This window comes from Streptomyces sp. EDA2-14, from assembly GCF_054963755.1.
In genome coordinates this window covers 199,140-213,307 of sequence record NZ_JBUEGE010000004.1, presented here as the reverse complement: position 1 = coordinate 213,307, position 14,168 = coordinate 199,140, and the positions used below count along the sequence as shown (strand labels likewise).

Genomic DNA, 14,168 nt, shown 5'->3' with positions numbered 1-14,168 from the left:
AGGCCGGGCTCAGGCCGCCTTGAGTTCGGCCTTGTCGCCCATGACGACCACCGGGTGCTGCTTCGGGTCGAGCGTCTTGAGCAGATACTCCATGTCCACCTTCGACTGGCTCACGCACCCAGAGGTGCCGCTGCCGTGGTCCATGTGCAGCCAGATGCTGCCGCCCTTGGACTGGCCCTGCGGTCGGGTCGGGTCGTTGGGCGGGGTGCCCTTGGCGCGGTTGTAGTCGATGGCGATGACGTAGTCGAAGTCGTGCCAGTGCGACTTCGCCCAGTAGTGCGGGGCCTGGATCGAGGCCGTCTGCGTGTACGGCAGCTTCGCGCCCGGATCGGCGAGAACACCACCGGCGTCGCTGAGCGTGAAGACACCGACGGGGCTGCGCTTGTCGCCCTCGTGGTGGCTGGTCGTCCAGCCCTTCTTGCCGTTGTGCCCGGACCAAGCGCGCTGCTTCTTCCAGGTGTCGCCGCTCTTGGTGTAGAGCGCGATGCTGGAGCCCGTGGCGTCCTTGTCGTCCCCGTACACGGCGAGGACCTGCCGGGCGTTCGCCGGGATCTGCTTCTGGTAGCGGTCGCCCACGCCCGGGATGCGCTTGAGGTCCACCGCGCGCGCCTCTGCGCCCCGGGACTCGCCTCCCGAGGCGTTCGCCCCCGCCGTGGACTTCTGCCCGCTGTCGCCGCCGTCGGCGCCACAGGCGGCCACCGTCGTCAGCAGGACACCGCAGGCCGCCATCGCGACGCCCACCCTGATCGCACCCGCACTACGCATGCGTTCCATGGTCGCACCCCGGCCCGCGAAACTCGGGATCGACCCTGACCACCTCGGACAATCCCGGCCGATTCTTTGCCCGGCACCGGAAAACCGTTTGCCTCGGCTCGGTACGGGACGCGAACCTTTCACGGTTTGCTGCCCTTGAGTCCGCTTCTTCGATCCACCCCGCTTCGAGTCCTGGGACGTCATGCAGATCTCCGACCTTCCGTATCCAGACCCCGGTGTGCCGGACGCACGCTCCGGCCCCCGGTTCCTGCTCTGGCTCGGCCGGAACCAGCTCGGTGGTCAGGCCAAGTCCCTTGTCTGGGGCCTGATCCACTTCACTTCCGTCGCCGGTCTCGCGTACGGCGTCGGGTACGCGGTGCAGGCCGTCGTCGACCGCTCCGGCGCGGGTCTCGCCAAGGCCGCCGCGCTGATCCTGCTGCTCGGCGTCGGCGTCGCGGTCGGCGACACGATGCTGCACCGCACGTCCGTGACGAACTGGATCACCGCCGCCGCCCGCGTTCAGCAGCTCCTCGCCCGCAAGACGGCGGCGCTCGGTGCCGCCCTGACCCGGCGGGTCGCCGCGGGCGAGGTCGTCGCGGTGTCCACCGGCGACGTCGAGAAGATCGGCTGGTTCGTCGAGGCACTCTCCCGGTTCACCGCCGCCGCGCTCACCGTAGTCATCGCCTCCGTGGGGCTCCTGATCTACCAGCCCGCGCTCGGCGTCGTCGTCGCGCTCGGCATGCCGGTCCTGGCCCTCGCCGTACTGCCGCTGCTCCCCCGCGCCACCCGGCGCGCGGACCACCAGCGGGAGAAGGCGGGCCATGCCACCGAACTCGCCTCGGACACCGTCGCAGGACTCCGCGTCCTGCGCGGCATCGGCGGCGAGGAACTGTTCCTCGACCGCTACCGTCGCGCCTCGCAGGACGTGCGCCGGGCAGCCGTGCGCAGCGCGCGCATGTGGTCGCTGATCTCCGCGATCCAGGTCCTCCTTCCGGGCCTGCTGACGATCGTGCTCGTCTGGTACGGCGTCCACCTCGCCAGCGAGGGCCGGATCACCGTCGGTGAACTGGTCACCGTGTACAGCGGCGTGATGCTCCTCAACTACCCGCTGCGGCACTTCGAGGAGATCGCCATGGCGTACTCGTTCTCCCGGCCGTCCGCACAGCGCGCCTCCAGGGTGCTGTCCCTGGAGCGCGTCACCGAACCGGACGGCGGACTGCGCGACGCCAAGGCGCCGACCGGTGACGTGTACGACCCGGCGACCGGTCTGCTGGCCCCGGCGGGGCTGCTCACCGCCGTGGTGTGCGGGGACCCGGACCTGGCGGGGCGGCTCGCCGACCGGCTCGGTGGGCATCCCGCCTCCGGCTCCGACGAGGCGGGCGAGGCGGCGCCGTCGGTACTGCTCGACGGTGTGCCGCTCGACGAACTGCCCCTGGACGTGGCGCGGACGGCCGTGCTCATCCAGGACAAGGACCCGGTGCTGCTGTCGGGCACGCTCGCCGAACTCCTCGACGTACCGTCCTCCGGAGCCGTCGCACCCGAGGACGCGCTGGCCGCGGCCCAGTGCTCCGACGTGCTCGACGCCCTCACCCAGGCCGCGCTGGACGACGACCCGACGACCGCCCGCATCACCGAACGCGGCCGATCCCTCTCCGGCGGCCAGCGCCAGCGACTCGCCCTGGCCCGGTCCCTGGTCACCGACCCCGAGACGCTGGTGCTCGACGAGCCGACGTCCGCCGTCGACTCGCACACCGAGGCCCGTATCGCCCAGGGCGTGCGCACGCTGCGGCGTGGCCGCACGACGGTGGTGCTGACCTCTTCGCCGCTGGTCCTCGACCGCGCCGACCGCGTGGTGTTCGTCCACGAGGGCGAGGTCGCCGCGGTCGGCGAGCACCGCGAACTGGTGCGTACCGAACCCCGGTACCGCGCGGTCGTCACCCGCGAGACCGACGAGGAGAAGGACTCCCCCGGCGCCGCGTCGCTGCCGGGCAAGAAGGGCCGGCACACCGGCACCGGCACTGGCACTGGCACTGGCACTGGCACTGGCACCGGCATCGAGATCGACATCGAGGAGACGGCATGATCGGCGTAGCGCCCCCGGCCTACGATCCGGCGGCCCCCACCACGGCGAACACCCTGCCGGTCGGCGCCCCGGCCACGGTCCGCGCCTATGTGCGCGAGCTGTACCAGCGCCACCGGCGCGAGTTCCTGCTGCTCATCGGCGTGAACACGGTCGCCGTCGTCGCGTCGATGGCCGGCCCCTATCTGCTCGGCGGCCTGGTGCAGGACGTCTCCGAGAAGCCGGGCGGCGCCGGCGCGCTGGAGGGGACCGAACTGGCCCGCACCATCGGCCTGTTCGCGCTGGCCCTGGTGGTCCAGGCCGTGTTCATCCGGCAGGTGCGGCTGCGCGGGGCGATGCTCGGCGAGCGGATGCTGGCGGATCTGCGGGAGGACTTCCTGGTGCGCTCCGTGGGTCTGCCGCCGGGCGTACTGGAGCGGGCCGGCACGGGCGACCTGCTGTCGCGGATCACCACGGACATCGACCGGCTCGCGAACGCGATGCGGGAAGCCGTGCCCCAGCTGTCCATCGGTGTCGTCTGGGTGGCGCTGCTCATCGGTGGACTCGCGGTGACCGCGCCGCCGCTGGCGCCCGCACTGCTCGTCGCGGTGCCGGTCCTGGTGCTCGGCTGTCGCTGGTACTTCAAGCGGGCGCCGTCGGCGTACCGCTCGGAGGCCGCCGGGTACGCGGCCGTCGCCGCCGCGCTCGCCGAGACCGTGGACGCCGGGCGCACCGTCGAGGCGCATCGGCTCGGCGCCCGTCGCGTCGAGCTGTCGGACCGGCGCGTCAAAGAGTGGACCGCTTGGGAGCGCTACACGCTTTACCTGCGCTCCATGTTCTTCCCCGCGATCAACGCCGTGCACGTGCTCGTGCTGCTGTCGGTCCTGGTGATCGGTGGGGTCTTCGTCCTCAAGGGCTGGATCGGCGTGGGGCAGCTGACCACGAGTGCGCTCATCGCGCAGATGCTGGTGGACCCGATCGGCCTGATCCTGCGCTGGTACGACGAGTTGCAGGTCGCGCAGGTGTCGCTGGCCCGGCTCGTCGGTGTGCGGGACATCGAGCCGGACGCGGGCGACGCCTCCGTGCGGCCCGACGGCCGTAATGTCCAGGCGGACTCGGTGCACTTCGGCTACCGCGAGGGCGTCGACGTGCTGCGCAAGGTGTCGCTGGAGGTCGCGCCCGGCACCCGGCTCGCCCTGGTCGGCCCTTCGGGTGCGGGCAAGTCGACGCTCGGGCGGCTGCTCGCCGGGATCTACGCGCCGCGCACCGGGCAGGTCACGCTCGGCGGCGCGGAGCTGTCCCGGATGCAGGCCGAGCGCGTGCGCTCCCATGTGGCCCTGGTCAACCAGGAGCACCACGTCTTCGTGGGCTCGCTGCGCGACAACCTCCGCCTCGCCCGCACCGGCGCCGAGGACGCGGAGCTGTGGGCCGCCCTCGGCGCGGTCGACGCGGACGGCTGGGCCCGTGGGCTCTCCGGCGGCCTCGACACGGAGGTCGGCTCCGGCGGCGTCGCCCTGACTCCGGCGCAGGCCCAGCAGATCGCGCTGGCCCGCCTGGTCCTGGCCGACCCGCACACGCTGGTCCTGGACGAGGCGACCTCGCTGCTCGACCCGCGGGCGGCCCGCAACCTGGAGCGCTCGCTCGGCCGGGTCCTCGACGGCCGCACCGTCGTGGCCATCGCGCACCGGCTGCACACCGCGCACGACGCGGACGTGATCGCCGTGGTGGAGGAGGGCCGGATCCGCGAGCTCGGCAGTCACGACGACCTGGTCGCGGCCGACGGCGCGTACGCGGCGCTGTGGCGGTCCTGGCACGGCTGACGCGAGGGCGGCGGCGGTCGGGGGCCCTCCCTTGCGGGTGGTTCCCGACCGGCGGCGCCTCAGTACCCGGAGCCACCGCTGCCCTCGTCGCCCTCCTCCCCGCCGCCTCCGGGTGCGGCCTTCTTGATCGCCTTGCCGTGCGGGTCCACGACGTACCAGATCGTGTCGATGCCCTGGCCCTTCGTGTCCCCCGCCTTGTGGTCGTCGGCGTAGTAGTAGAGCGGGTGTCCGGCATACGTCGCCTGCGCCGTGCCGCTGCCCTGCGTCGTCGCGATGAGGTTCGCCTCGACCCCGGCGCCCGCCTTCGGCCTGCCTTCCATGTGCGGCCACTCCTTGATGCACTCCGCGCCGCACTTCATGGAATTGCTGTTCCTGCCGTCGCTGGTGAACAGGTACAGCGTGCGTCCCCTGCCGTCGACAAGGATCTTGCCCATCGGGGAGTCGCTGGTCGTGAGCGTCGCGGAGCCCTTGGCCGCGGGCGTGCCGCCACTCGTGCCACCGGTTGAGCTGCCGCCACTGCCGCCACCCCCGCCACCGCCTCCGCAGCCGGCCAGCGCGGTAGCCGCCACGAGCGCGCACCCGGCCACGGCGATCCTGATTTTCTTCATGGTCGTTCCGTCCCTTCTCGCGGAGGTTGTACGGCCGGAGGACACCGAGGGATTGTGCCGTCCGACGGAACGCGGATGCCGTGGTCAATCTCTTCACCTCTTTCGTGCGTACAAGGGGGCGTGGAACTGTTCTCGCGTGCGGACCGCGCCGACGACGCGTCGCTCGTCGCGGGGTTCGCCCTGGGTGACGAGCAGGCGTCCGTCGCCTTCGTGCGCCGTTTCCAGGACGCGGTGTACGGGCTCGCGCTGTCGGTCACCCGGGACTCGGGGCTCGCGGAGGATGTGAGTCAGGAGGTGTTCGTGCGGGCCTGGCGGGCCGCGGGCAGCTACGACGCCCGCCGGGCCTCGGCTCGCACCTGGCTGCTGACGATCACGCGCAACGCCGCCATCGACTCGGTGCGCGCCCGCAGGCCCGTGCCGGTCCTGTCCGAGACGCTGGAGCGGCTGCTCGACGTGACGCTGCAGAGCGAGAGCCCGGAACGCCTCGCGCTGGTCTCGCTGGAGAGCGACCGCGCCGTCCGTCGGCTGCGCGCGCTGCCGGTCGAGCAGGCCCGCGCGGTCGCCCTGGCGGTGCTCGGCGGATGCACGGCGCAGGAAGTGGGTCGGCACGAGGGCATCCCGCTCGGCACCGCGAAGTCCCGGATCCGGACCGGTCTGCGGAGGCTGCGTGAGGCGTCGAAGGAGGAGAGCCGCGATGGCACGCCACCCCGATGAGGACGAGCTGGTCGCCCTCGCTCTCGGCACGCTCCCCGGAGGGCAGAACGCCCCTCTGCGCCACCTCTCCCTGTGCCCGGGCTGCCGCGCCACGTACGACGACCTGGCCTCGGCCGTCGACAGCGTGCTGCCCGCGGCGCCCGCGTTCGCCGCCCCCGCCGGGTTCGACGCACGAGTCCTGGAACGCCTCGACGTACGCCGTCCCGCGCGGCGCCGTGTGCTGCGGCGGCCGGCCCTGCTCGTCGCCGCGGCCGCGCTCGCGGGCGTGTGCGCGGGCGGCGTCGGCGCCACGGTCCTCGGCCGTCTCGGCCAGGGGGACCCGCCCTCGGTCACCGCCAGCGAGTACGGCGCGGAGCTCGTCACCGGCTCCGGTGCGACGGTGGGCACGGTCGAGCCCAGCCGGGTGGGCGACCGCAGCGTGGTGGTTTTGCAGATCGCGGAGGGTGGCCGGGGCGGCTACTACACGTGCCGGCTCCTGCTGAAGGACGGCACCGTCCGGGACGCCGGCCGCTGGTGGCTGCCGGAGTCCGGGCGGGCCACCTGGATCGCCCATGGCGCGGCCCGTTCGATCGACCGGGTCGACCTGGTGGACGCCGCCGGCCGCGTCTGGTCGTCCGCGGACCTGGACGGCTGACGCCCGCCCGTGGGCGGGCCGCCGCTTCGTCAGATGAAGTTCAGCGCGGCCGCGCAGCCCACGCCGCCGGCCAGCATGAAGACCGGCATGAGGACCTTCAGCTCGATCCAGCTGCCGGCCCGGAACCGCATCGGCTTCGGCGGTCCGAGCGGGTACCAGCGCTTGCGGCCGATCGGGATGGGCCACAGGATCGGGCAGCCCGAGACGGTGAGCGCGTCCCCGATGTCGTGCACCAGCGCGCCGAGCACGATCGGCAGGCCCAGCCACAGGTACTCCTGGCCGGGGTCCGTGAACAGCCAGTCCGAGCCGCTGCCCGGCTGGTCCAGGATGCCCGCGAGGATCCATGCGCTGGTGGCCGCGAGCAGCCATACGAGGAGGTCGCTGCTGTGACCGCGGGCCGCCCGCCACAGCAGGCCCTCGATGGCGAGCACCATGTGCACGAAGAGGATCCCGAGGACGGCCCAGCGGCCGCCGAAGATCGCCAGGGCCGAGGTGCCCGCCCCGATGAGGACCGCCCACACCCACGTGTGGGTGAGCGTGCGGTGACCGCCCGAGCGCCGGGGGTCGCCCTGCATGCGGGTCGCCTTGTAGACGGCGTACGAGAGTTTGTCGACGATCTCGCAGAGCCCGCGGGAGATCGGGCCGAAGGCGCCCGAGATGGTCGCGGACTTGTGGTCGAGGTCGGGGGCGAGTGCGGCGCCCGCACAGATCAGTGCTCCGACGAGGAGGACCGGCCACGGCATCGGGTACCCGGCCGCCGTCGTCGCCGCCCCCACCCCCAGCCAGGCCGCCGCTCCTGACAGCGAGTGTGCCGGTCCCATCATGGCTGTGATCCGCCCCTGTTTCTGTTGTGCCGGCCGCGCGCGATGTGCCGACATGTTCCTTGGTGCCGCGTCGAGTTGCCCCGGCAGGGCCGCGCGCTTCCTGACGCCCCGTCGACGGACCAGCGTAGCCTTCGTGATCTTCGCTCCGACATCCGATTGCCGGATCGGGACGGAAGGCAGGCAAGATGGTGCTGTGACCCTTATCGATCAGCTCCCGCAGACCGCCGACCCGGACACCCTCTACGACGCTTTCGAGTCGTGGGCCGAGGAGCGTGGGCTCACCCTCTATCCCCACCAGGAGGAGGCGCTGATCGAGGCGGTGTCGGGCGCGAACGTGATCGTTTCGACGCCGACCGGGTCCGGCAAGTCCATGATCGCCGCCGGTGCGCACTTCGCCGCGCTCGCGCGGGACGAGGTCACGTTCTACACGGCGCCGATCAAGGCGCTGGTGTCCGAGAAGTTCTTCGAGCTGTGCAAGCTCTTCGGTACGGAGAACGTCGGCATGCTGACCGGCGACGCGTCCGTGAACGCGGACGCGCCCGTCATCTGCTGCACCGCCGAGGTCCTCGCCTCCATCGCGCTGCGCGACGGAGCGCAGGCCGACATCGGCCAGGTCGTGATGGACGAGTTCCACTTCTACGCGGAGGGGGACCGCGGCTGGGCCTGGCAGATTCCGCTGCTGGAGCTGCCGCAGGCGCAGTTCATCCTGATGTCGGCGACGCTCGGCGACGTCTCCATGTTCGAGAAGGACCTCACGCGTCGCACCGGCAGGACCACGTCGGTGGTCCGCTCGGCGACGCGCCCCGTTCCGCTCTCCTACGAGTACCGGGTCACGCCGCTCACGGAGACGCTGACGGAGCTGCTGGACACGAAGCAGGCGCCCGTCTACATCGTGCACTTCACGCAGGCGCAGGCCGTCGAGCGCGCGCAGGCGCTGATGAGCATCAACATGTGCACGCGCGCGGAGAAGGACCAGATCGCCGAGCTGATCGGCAATTTCCGGTTCACCACCAAGTTCGGCCGCAACCTGTCGCGTTACGTGCGACACGGCATCGGTGTGCACCACGCCGGCATGCTGCCGAAGTACCGCCGTCTCGTGGAGAAGCTCGCCCAGGCGGGTCTGTTGAAGGTCATCTGCGGCACGGACACGCTGGGCGTCGGCGTCAACGTGCCCATCCGTACGGTCCTTTTCACGGCCCTCACCAAGTACGACGGCACGCGCGTGCGGACGCTGCGCGCGCGGGAGTTCCACCAGATCGCGGGCCGCGCGGGACGCGCCGGGTTCGACACGGCGGGCTTCGTCGTGGCGCAGGCACCCGAGCACGTCATCGAGAACGAGAAGGCCCTCGCGAAGGCGGGTGACGACGCCAAGAAGCGCCGCAAGGTCGTCCGCAAGAAGGCTCCCGAGGGCTTCGTCGCCTGGACGGAGAACACCTTCGAGAAGCTGATCGGCTCCGACCCGGAGCCGCTCACCTCCCGCTTCCGCGTGACGCACACGATGCTGCTGTCGGTCATCGCGCGTCCGGGCAACGCCTTCGAGGCGATGCGGCATCTCCTGGAGGACAACCACGAGCCGCGCAAGGCGCAGCTGCGGCACATCCGCAGGGCCATCGCGATCTACCGCTCGCTCCTGGACGGCGGCATCGTCGAGAAGCTGGACGAGCCGGACGCCACGGGCCGTATCGTGCGCCTCACGGTCGACCTGCAGCAGGACTTCGCGCTGAACCAGCCGCTGTCGACGTTCGCCCTCGCCGCGTTCGACCTGCTCGACAAGGAGTCGCCCTCGTACGCCCTCGACATGGTGTCCGTCGTGGAGTCCACGCTCGACGACCCGCGGCAGATTCTGCACGCCCAGCAGAACAAGGCGCGCGGCGAGGCCGTCGCGGCGATGAAGGCGGACGGGGTCGAGTACGAGGACCGCATGGAGCGCCTCCAGGACATCAGTTACCCCAAGCCCATGGAGGAGCTGCTCTTCCACGCCTACGACACGTACCGGCAGAGCCACCCGTGGGTCGGCGACCACCCGCTGTCGCCGAAGTCCGTGATCCGCGACATGTACGAGCGGGCCATGTCCTTCACGGAGTTCGTGTCCTTCTACGAGCTGGCCCGCACCGAGGGCATCGTCCTGCGCTACCTGGCGAGCGCGTACAAGACGCTCGACCACACGGTGCCGGACGACCTGAAGTCGGAGGACCTGGAGGACCTCATCGCCTGGCTGGGCGAGATGGTGCGCCAGGTCGACTCCAGCCTCCTGGACGAGTGGGAGCAGCTCGCCAACCCGGCGGAGATGACCGCCGAGGAGGCCCAGGAGAAGGCCGACCAGGTCAAGCCGGTCACGGCGAACGCGCGCGCCTTCCGGGTCCTCGTCCGCAACGCCATGTTCCGCCGCGTGGAACTGGCGGCGCTCGACAACGTCGAGGAACTCGGCGAGCTGGACGGCGACTCGGGCTGGGACGCGGACGCCTGGGGCGACGCGATGGACAAGTACTGGGACGAGTACGAGGACCTGGGCACGGGCCCCGACGCGCGCGGCCCCAAGCTGCTCATGATCGAGGAGGACCCGGAGCACGGGCTGTGGAAGGTGCGCCAGACCTTCGCGGACCCGAACGGCGACCACGACTGGGGCATCAGCGCCGAGGTCGACCTCGCCGCCTCCGACGCCGAGGGCCGTGCCGTCGTCCGCGTCACGGACGTCGGCCAGTTGTAGATCCGATGGCGGTCGGACGCTGGACTCCGGCCGCACCCCCGGGCCGGACGCGTCCGGCCGCACACACGAGAGAGAACCATCCATGACGAATCCTGCGGAGCGGCTCGTCGACCTGCTCGACCTGGAGCAGATCGAGGTCAACATCTTCCGCGGACTGAGCCCGGACGAGTCCCTCCAGCGCGTCTTCGGCGGGCAGGTCGCGGGGCAGGCGCTGGTGGCGGCGGGACGCACCACCGAGGGCGACCGCCCCGTGCACTCGCTGCACGCGTACTTCATCCGCCCCGGCCGTCCGGGCGTGCCGATCGTGTACCAGGTCGAGCGGATGCGCGACGGTCGCTCGTTCACCACACGGCGCGTCACCGCCGTGCAGCAGGGTCGCACGATCTTCAATCTCACCGCCTCCTTCCACAAGCCCGAAGAGGGTGCCTTCGAGCACCAGTTGCCGCCGGCACGGCAGGTGCCGGACCCGGATTCGCTGCCGACGATCGCCGAGGAGGTGCGGGGTCACCTCGGCGCGCTGCCCGACGCGCTGGAGCGGATGGCCCGCCGCCAGCCCTTCGACATCCGCTACGTCGACCGGCTGCGCTGGTCGCCCGAGGAGATCGAGGCGGCCGAGCCTCGCAGCGCCGTGTGGATGCGCGCGGTGGGCCCGCTCGGCGACGACCCGCTCGTGCACACCTGCGCGCTCACCTACGCGAGCGACATGACGCTGCTCGACGCGGTGCGGCTGCCGATCGAACCGCTGTGGGGCCCGCGCGGATTCGACATGGCCTCGCTCGACCACGCCATGTGGTTCCACCGTCCGTTCCGCGCCGACGAGTGGTTCCTGTACGACCAGGAGTCGCCGATCGCGACGGGCGGCCGGGGCCTGGCCCGTGGCCGTATCTACGACACGGAGGGGCGCCTGCTGGTCTCCGTCGTCCAGGAAGGGCTGTTCCGCAAGCTCGAAGGCTGACGGGACCGCCTGGGCCGACCGGGAGCGAACCGGCCAGGTGGGCGCGGGAGTTCAGCCTCTCCTACCGACGAGCCGCGCCCACAGTCCGCGCGACCGCTCCTGCGCGGGAACGGACACGGACACGGGCACAGGCACAGGCGCCGGATCGAGAGAGGGATCGAGTACGGGCACGGGTGCGGGCCCCGGCCTCGCCGCCGCGGGTTCCTCGTGCCCCTCCGGCCGTGGCGCCGGGCGCCGCCTTCGCGCCTCCCCCATGTTGAGCAGCAGGTTCCCACGCAGCCAGCTGATCTCGTCCGCGTGGTCGGCAGTCAGGATGCGCTGGACGATCGCGGCGTTCGGCGACTCCGGCGCCCCGTACCAGAACGCGTCGGGCCGCAGCCGGTTCAGGTGGGCGCGCTCGTAGGGACTCGGCACGAGCTCCGCGAGCTGCGTCGGGTCCAGGAGGGTGGCGACGGCGGCCGCCCGCTCCCAGGGGCCTTCGGCCTGGCCGAGCAGGTATCCGGCGTGCCTGGCCCGCCAGTTCTTCGGCCGCAGATCCTCGCCGGCCCGCAGCCGGGCGCGCATCTTGTCGGGCGCCCGGCCCGTCAGGAGCGGCCTGTTGACCTCGGCCGCCGCGAACTCCTTGAGCTCCTGGGCGAGATACATCCACACCACGGTCCGGTACCGGTTGACGTAGAAGCTCGCGGGCGTCAGCATCCCGGCGCGGGCGAGCCTGGTGAAGCGGGTCGACGGAATGTCCATCAGCTCGGCGCCCTCCGCCGTGCCCACGACCCGAACCTGCTCGCGCAGCGCGTCCGGGAACCCCTCGGCCTCGCGGATGCGCTCGATCTCCTCGCGCGGGACCCGGCGTCGGCCACCGCCCGGCGCCGGGACGGTGCGGATGCGGCCCAGCCGGACGGCGAGATCGAACTCGCCCCGCTTCAAACCCAGTTCACGCGCCGCACTGCTCTGCGGCCTGGTCATGATGTCGCCTTGCACGGTTCTCCCCCGTCTTCCCCATGAGACACGGTCACTCTCCGTGACCGATGGGAAGAACCGTAGCCTGATCGCCCCTCGCCGTGCGAGCCTGTGGATAACTCCACAGGCCCTCGAATCACAGCAGCTCAGAGCCCCACTCGGCGCCCCGCTCGGCGACCCGATCAGAGGTCCGCTATCGAGCTCCGCTCCGGATTTCGCACGTCGACGGTGAGTTGCTCGCCGACCCGGTGCACCAGCAGCGTCATCTCGTACGCGACCTGGCCGATGTCCGCCTCGGCCGCGCTGAGCACGCACAGGCAGCTGCCCTCACCCGCCGCGGTGACGAACAGCACCGCCTCGTCGAACTCGATCATCGTCTGGCGCACCTTGCCGGTGCCGAAGTAACGGCCGGACCCCTTGGCAAGACTGTGCAGTCCGGACGAGACCGCCGCCAGGTGCTCGGCGTCCTCGCGACGCAGCCCCGTGCTCGCCCCCGCCACGAGGCCGTCATTGGACAGGACCAGAGCGTGCCGGACATGTTCGACGCGCTGCGTCAGGTCGTCCAGCACCCAGTCGAGCCCTTCGTACTGCTGCCCCATGATCCCCTGTCCCCGCTTCCCTGTGGCTCCCCACCCCGGAGGGGATCCGCTCCCCTGCCCGGAGGATCTCTCTCGCCAGCCTTCCCCACGGTTGGGATCCGGGCAAGCAGGATGGGCGCATGGCACACAAGATGACCGATGAGCAATGGAAGGCCTTCGTCTCCGAGGGCACACACACCGCCAAGCTGTCGACCGTGCGGGCCGACGGGAGTCCGCACATCGCGCCTGTCTGGTTCATTCTCGACGGCGACGACATCGTGTTCAACACCGGTAAGGAGACGGTCAAAGGCCGCAATCTGGCACGGGACGGGCGGGTCGCCCTCTGTGTCGACGACGAACGGCCGCCCTTCTCGTTCGTCTCGATCCAGGGCCGCGCCGAACTCAGCGAGGACCCGGACGCACTACTGGATTCAGCCACTCGGATCGGTGGCCGGTACATGGGCGCGGACCGCGCCGAGGAGTTCGGCCGGCGCAACGCGGTGCCGGGCGAACTCGTCGTCCGCGTACGGGTCGAGAAGGTCGTGGCGCTGGGCGACATGACCGGCTGACCGCCGCCGGGGGTCAGCCCACCGAGTCGAGCAGCCGGGCGGTGTGCATCCGCCCGGCGTACTCGACCAGCCTGATCAGCACCTCCTTCCCCGAGTCACGGTCGCGCGCGTCGCACAGCACCACTGGGGTGCCGCGGTCGAGGTCCAGGGCGCGGGCCACTTCGTGCGCGCCGAAGGCCTTGCTTTCGGCGAAGCAGTTCACCGCCACGACGAACGGGATGCGCCGGTGCTCGAAGTAGTCCACGGCGGGGAAGCAGTCCTCCAGTCGCCGGGTGTCCGCGAGGACGACGGCGCCGAGCGAGCCCTGCGAGAGTTCGTCCCACAGGAACCAGAACCGGTCCTGGCCCGGCGTGCCGAAGAGGTAGAGCGACAGGCCGGATCTGATGGTGATGCGGCCGAAGTCCATGGCGACGGTCGTGGTCGTCTTGCGCTCGACCGACTCGGTGTCGTCCACGTGCAGGCCCCGTTCGCTGAGCCGTTCCTCGGTGCGCAGTGGTCTGATCTCGCTGACCGCGCCGACCAGGGTGGTCTTGCCCACCCCGAATCCGCCCGCGACCAGGATCTTCAGGGCCAGCGCCGCGTTGTGTCCTTCGGCCGTGGTGTCAGAGTGCTCTGAGCCCATCGATGACTTCTCTCAGGATGTTCTCGTCGGGTAGTTGTGCGGGCGGCGCCGGCCTGCCGACCTTCACGCAGGCCAGTTCGAGCAGGTCACCGAGGAGCACCCGGACCACGCCCACGGGTACGTCGGTGCCCGCGGCGAGTTCGGCGACCGTCTGGGTCTCCGTGCGGCACAGTTCGATGATCGACCGGTGCTCGGGGCCGAGGGCGGTGTCGTCGTGGGCGGCGGGCGCCCCGGTGTCGAGGGACACAAGGGCGATCAGGTCGAAGTGCGCTCCCCCGCTCCCCGGTGCGGTCCGCCCACCGGTCACCGCGTACGGGCGGACCATCGGCCCGGCCTCCTGGTCGAACCATTGGCCGCCGGGATCGTTT

Annotated in this window: 14 protein-coding genes; 7 read left to right on the top strand and 7 right to left on the bottom strand. The window is 71.3% G+C overall.

Annotated features, from left to right (window positions below):
• Positions 1 to 9: 9 nt before the first annotated feature.
• The gene (locus ACY34M_RS13905; RefSeq protein WP_462717919.1) at positions 10 to 765 is read right to left on the bottom strand and encodes a L,D-transpeptidase family protein; all 756 of its coding nucleotides are present in this window, start codon (positions 763 to 765) and stop codon (positions 10 to 12) included.
• Between the two features lie 190 nt (positions 766 to 955).
• On the opposite strand from ACY34M_RS13905, the gene ACY34M_RS13900 reads away from it, so the two are divergent.
• Together ACY34M_RS13900 and ACY34M_RS13895 are read left to right on the top strand one after the other, a co-directional pair.
• The gene (locus ACY34M_RS13900) at positions 956 to 2,836 is read left to right on the top strand and encodes an ABC transporter transmembrane domain-containing protein (protein ID WP_462717918.1); all 1,881 of its coding nucleotides are present in this window, start codon (positions 956 to 958) and stop codon (positions 2,834 to 2,836) included.
• On the top strand, positions 2,833 to 4,632 hold the full coding sequence (locus tag ACY34M_RS13895; RefSeq protein ID WP_462717917.1) for an ABC transporter ATP-binding protein: 1,800 nt from the start codon (positions 2,833 to 2,835) through the stop codon (positions 4,630 to 4,632). The genes ACY34M_RS13900 and ACY34M_RS13895 overlap by 4 nt, the downstream gene beginning before the upstream one ends.
• A gap of 59 nt (positions 4,633 to 4,691) precedes the next feature.
• Here the strand turns inward: ACY34M_RS13895 and ACY34M_RS13890 are convergent, their stop codons facing one another.
• On the bottom strand, positions 4,692 to 5,240 hold the full coding sequence (locus ACY34M_RS13890) for a COG4315 family predicted lipoprotein (protein WP_462717916.1): 549 nt from the start codon (positions 5,238 to 5,240) through the stop codon (positions 4,692 to 4,694).
• Positions 5,241 to 5,360: 120 nt separating this feature from the next.
• Between ACY34M_RS13890 and ACY34M_RS13885 the strand changes: the two genes are divergently transcribed.
• Both ACY34M_RS13885 and ACY34M_RS13880 read left to right on the top strand, forming a co-directional pair.
• The gene (locus tag ACY34M_RS13885; RefSeq protein WP_462717915.1) at positions 5,361 to 5,954 is read left to right on the top strand and encodes an RNA polymerase sigma factor; all 594 of its coding nucleotides are present in this window, start codon (positions 5,361 to 5,363) and stop codon (positions 5,952 to 5,954) included.
• Positions 5,935 to 6,588, top strand: coding sequence for a cupin domain-containing protein (locus tag ACY34M_RS13880; RefSeq protein ID WP_462717914.1), 654 nt, complete (start codon positions 5,935 to 5,937; stop codon positions 6,586 to 6,588). The genes ACY34M_RS13885 and ACY34M_RS13880 overlap by 20 nt, the downstream gene beginning before the upstream one ends.
• Before the next feature lie 29 nt (positions 6,589 to 6,617).
• Here ACY34M_RS13880 and ACY34M_RS13875 read toward each other — a convergent pair whose 3' ends face one another.
• Positions 6,618 to 7,412, bottom strand: a complete 795-nt coding sequence (locus ACY34M_RS13875) for a metal-dependent hydrolase (protein ID WP_462717913.1) — start codon at positions 7,410 to 7,412, stop codon at positions 6,618 to 6,620.
• A 193-nt stretch (positions 7,413 to 7,605) separates the two neighbouring features.
• Here ACY34M_RS13875 and ACY34M_RS13870 point away from each other — a divergent pair, with 193 nt between their 5' ends.
• A complete protein-coding gene (locus ACY34M_RS13870) occupies positions 7,606 to 10,119 on the top strand; it encodes a DEAD/DEAH box helicase (RefSeq protein ID WP_462717912.1) in 2,514 nt (837 codons plus the stop codon).
• Positions 10,120 to 10,201: 82 nt separating this feature from the next.
• Entirely contained in the window at positions 10,202 to 11,074 is an 873-nt protein-coding gene (locus ACY34M_RS13865; RefSeq protein WP_462717911.1) for an acyl-CoA thioesterase, read from the top strand.
• 51 nt (positions 11,075 to 11,125) lie between these two features.
• Here the strand turns inward: ACY34M_RS13865 and ACY34M_RS13860 are convergent, their stop codons facing one another.
• Both ACY34M_RS13860 and ACY34M_RS13855 read right to left on the bottom strand, forming a co-directional pair.
• Positions 11,126 to 12,037 carry a DUF6397 family protein gene (locus tag ACY34M_RS13860; protein ID WP_462717910.1) on the bottom strand — a complete coding sequence of 304 codons (912 nt, stop codon included), beginning with the start codon at positions 12,035 to 12,037 and terminating at the stop codon, positions 11,126 to 11,128.
• Between the two features lie 176 nt (positions 12,038 to 12,213).
• Complete coding sequence (locus ACY34M_RS13855; protein WP_462717909.1) at positions 12,214 to 12,630, bottom strand: roadblock/LC7 domain-containing protein; 417 nt, start codon at positions 12,628 to 12,630, stop codon at positions 12,214 to 12,216.
• 119 nt (positions 12,631 to 12,749) lie between these two features.
• On the opposite strand from ACY34M_RS13855, the gene ACY34M_RS13850 reads away from it, so the two are divergent.
• On the top strand, positions 12,750 to 13,178 hold the full coding sequence (locus ACY34M_RS13850; protein WP_462717908.1) for a PPOX class F420-dependent oxidoreductase: 429 nt from the start codon (positions 12,750 to 12,752) through the stop codon (positions 13,176 to 13,178).
• 13 nt (positions 13,179 to 13,191) lie between these two features.
• Here the strand turns inward: ACY34M_RS13850 and ACY34M_RS13845 are convergent, their stop codons facing one another.
• Complete coding sequence (locus tag ACY34M_RS13845; protein WP_462717907.1) at positions 13,192 to 13,800, bottom strand: GTP-binding protein; 609 nt, start codon at positions 13,798 to 13,800, stop codon at positions 13,192 to 13,194.
• Positions 13,781 to 14,125, bottom strand: coding sequence for a DUF742 domain-containing protein (locus ACY34M_RS13840; protein WP_462718238.1), 345 nt, complete (start codon positions 14,123 to 14,125; stop codon positions 13,781 to 13,783). Before ACY34M_RS13840 ends, ACY34M_RS13845 begins: the two co-directional genes overlap by 20 nt.
• Positions 14,126 to 14,168: the final 43 nt, after the last annotated feature.

Bases quoted from the DNA above. Each gene is read 5' to 3' on its own strand.
- ACY34M_RS13865 (WP_462717911.1), top strand. From the start codon at position 10,202: ATGACGAATCCTGCGGAGCGGCTCGTCGACCTGCTCGACCTGGAGCAG.
- ACY34M_RS13855 (WP_462717909.1), bottom strand. From the start codon at position 12,630: ATGGGGCAGCAGTACGAAGGGCTCGACTGGGTGCTGGACGACCTGACG.
- ACY34M_RS13900 (WP_462717918.1), top strand. From the start codon at position 956: ATGCAGATCTCCGACCTTCCGTATCCAGACCCCGGTGTGCCGGACGCA.
- ACY34M_RS13895 (WP_462717917.1), top strand. From the start codon at position 2,833: ATGATCGGCGTAGCGCCCCCGGCCTACGATCCGGCGGCCCCCACCACG.
- ACY34M_RS13840 (WP_462718238.1), bottom strand. From the start codon at position 14,125: ATGGTCCGCCCGTACGCGGTGACCGGTGGGCGGACCGCACCGGGGAGC.
- ACY34M_RS13850 (WP_462717908.1), top strand. From the start codon at position 12,750: ATGGCACACAAGATGACCGATGAGCAATGGAAGGCCTTCGTCTCCGAG.
- ACY34M_RS13890 (WP_462717916.1), bottom strand. From the start codon at position 5,240: ATGAAGAAAATCAGGATCGCCGTGGCCGGGTGCGCGCTCGTGGCGGCT.
- ACY34M_RS13880 (WP_462717914.1), top strand. From the start codon at position 5,935: ATGGCACGCCACCCCGATGAGGACGAGCTGGTCGCCCTCGCTCTCGGC.
- ACY34M_RS13860 (WP_462717910.1), bottom strand. From the start codon at position 12,037: ATGACCAGGCCGCAGAGCAGTGCGGCGCGTGAACTGGGTTTGAAGCGG.
- ACY34M_RS13905 (WP_462717919.1), bottom strand. From the start codon at position 765: ATGCGTAGTGCGGGTGCGATCAGGGTGGGCGTCGCGATGGCGGCCTGC.
- ACY34M_RS13845 (WP_462717907.1), bottom strand. From the start codon at position 13,800: ATGGGCTCAGAGCACTCTGACACCACGGCCGAAGGACACAACGCGGCG.
- ACY34M_RS13875 (WP_462717913.1), bottom strand. From the start codon at position 7,412: ATGATGGGACCGGCACACTCGCTGTCAGGAGCGGCGGCCTGGCTGGGG.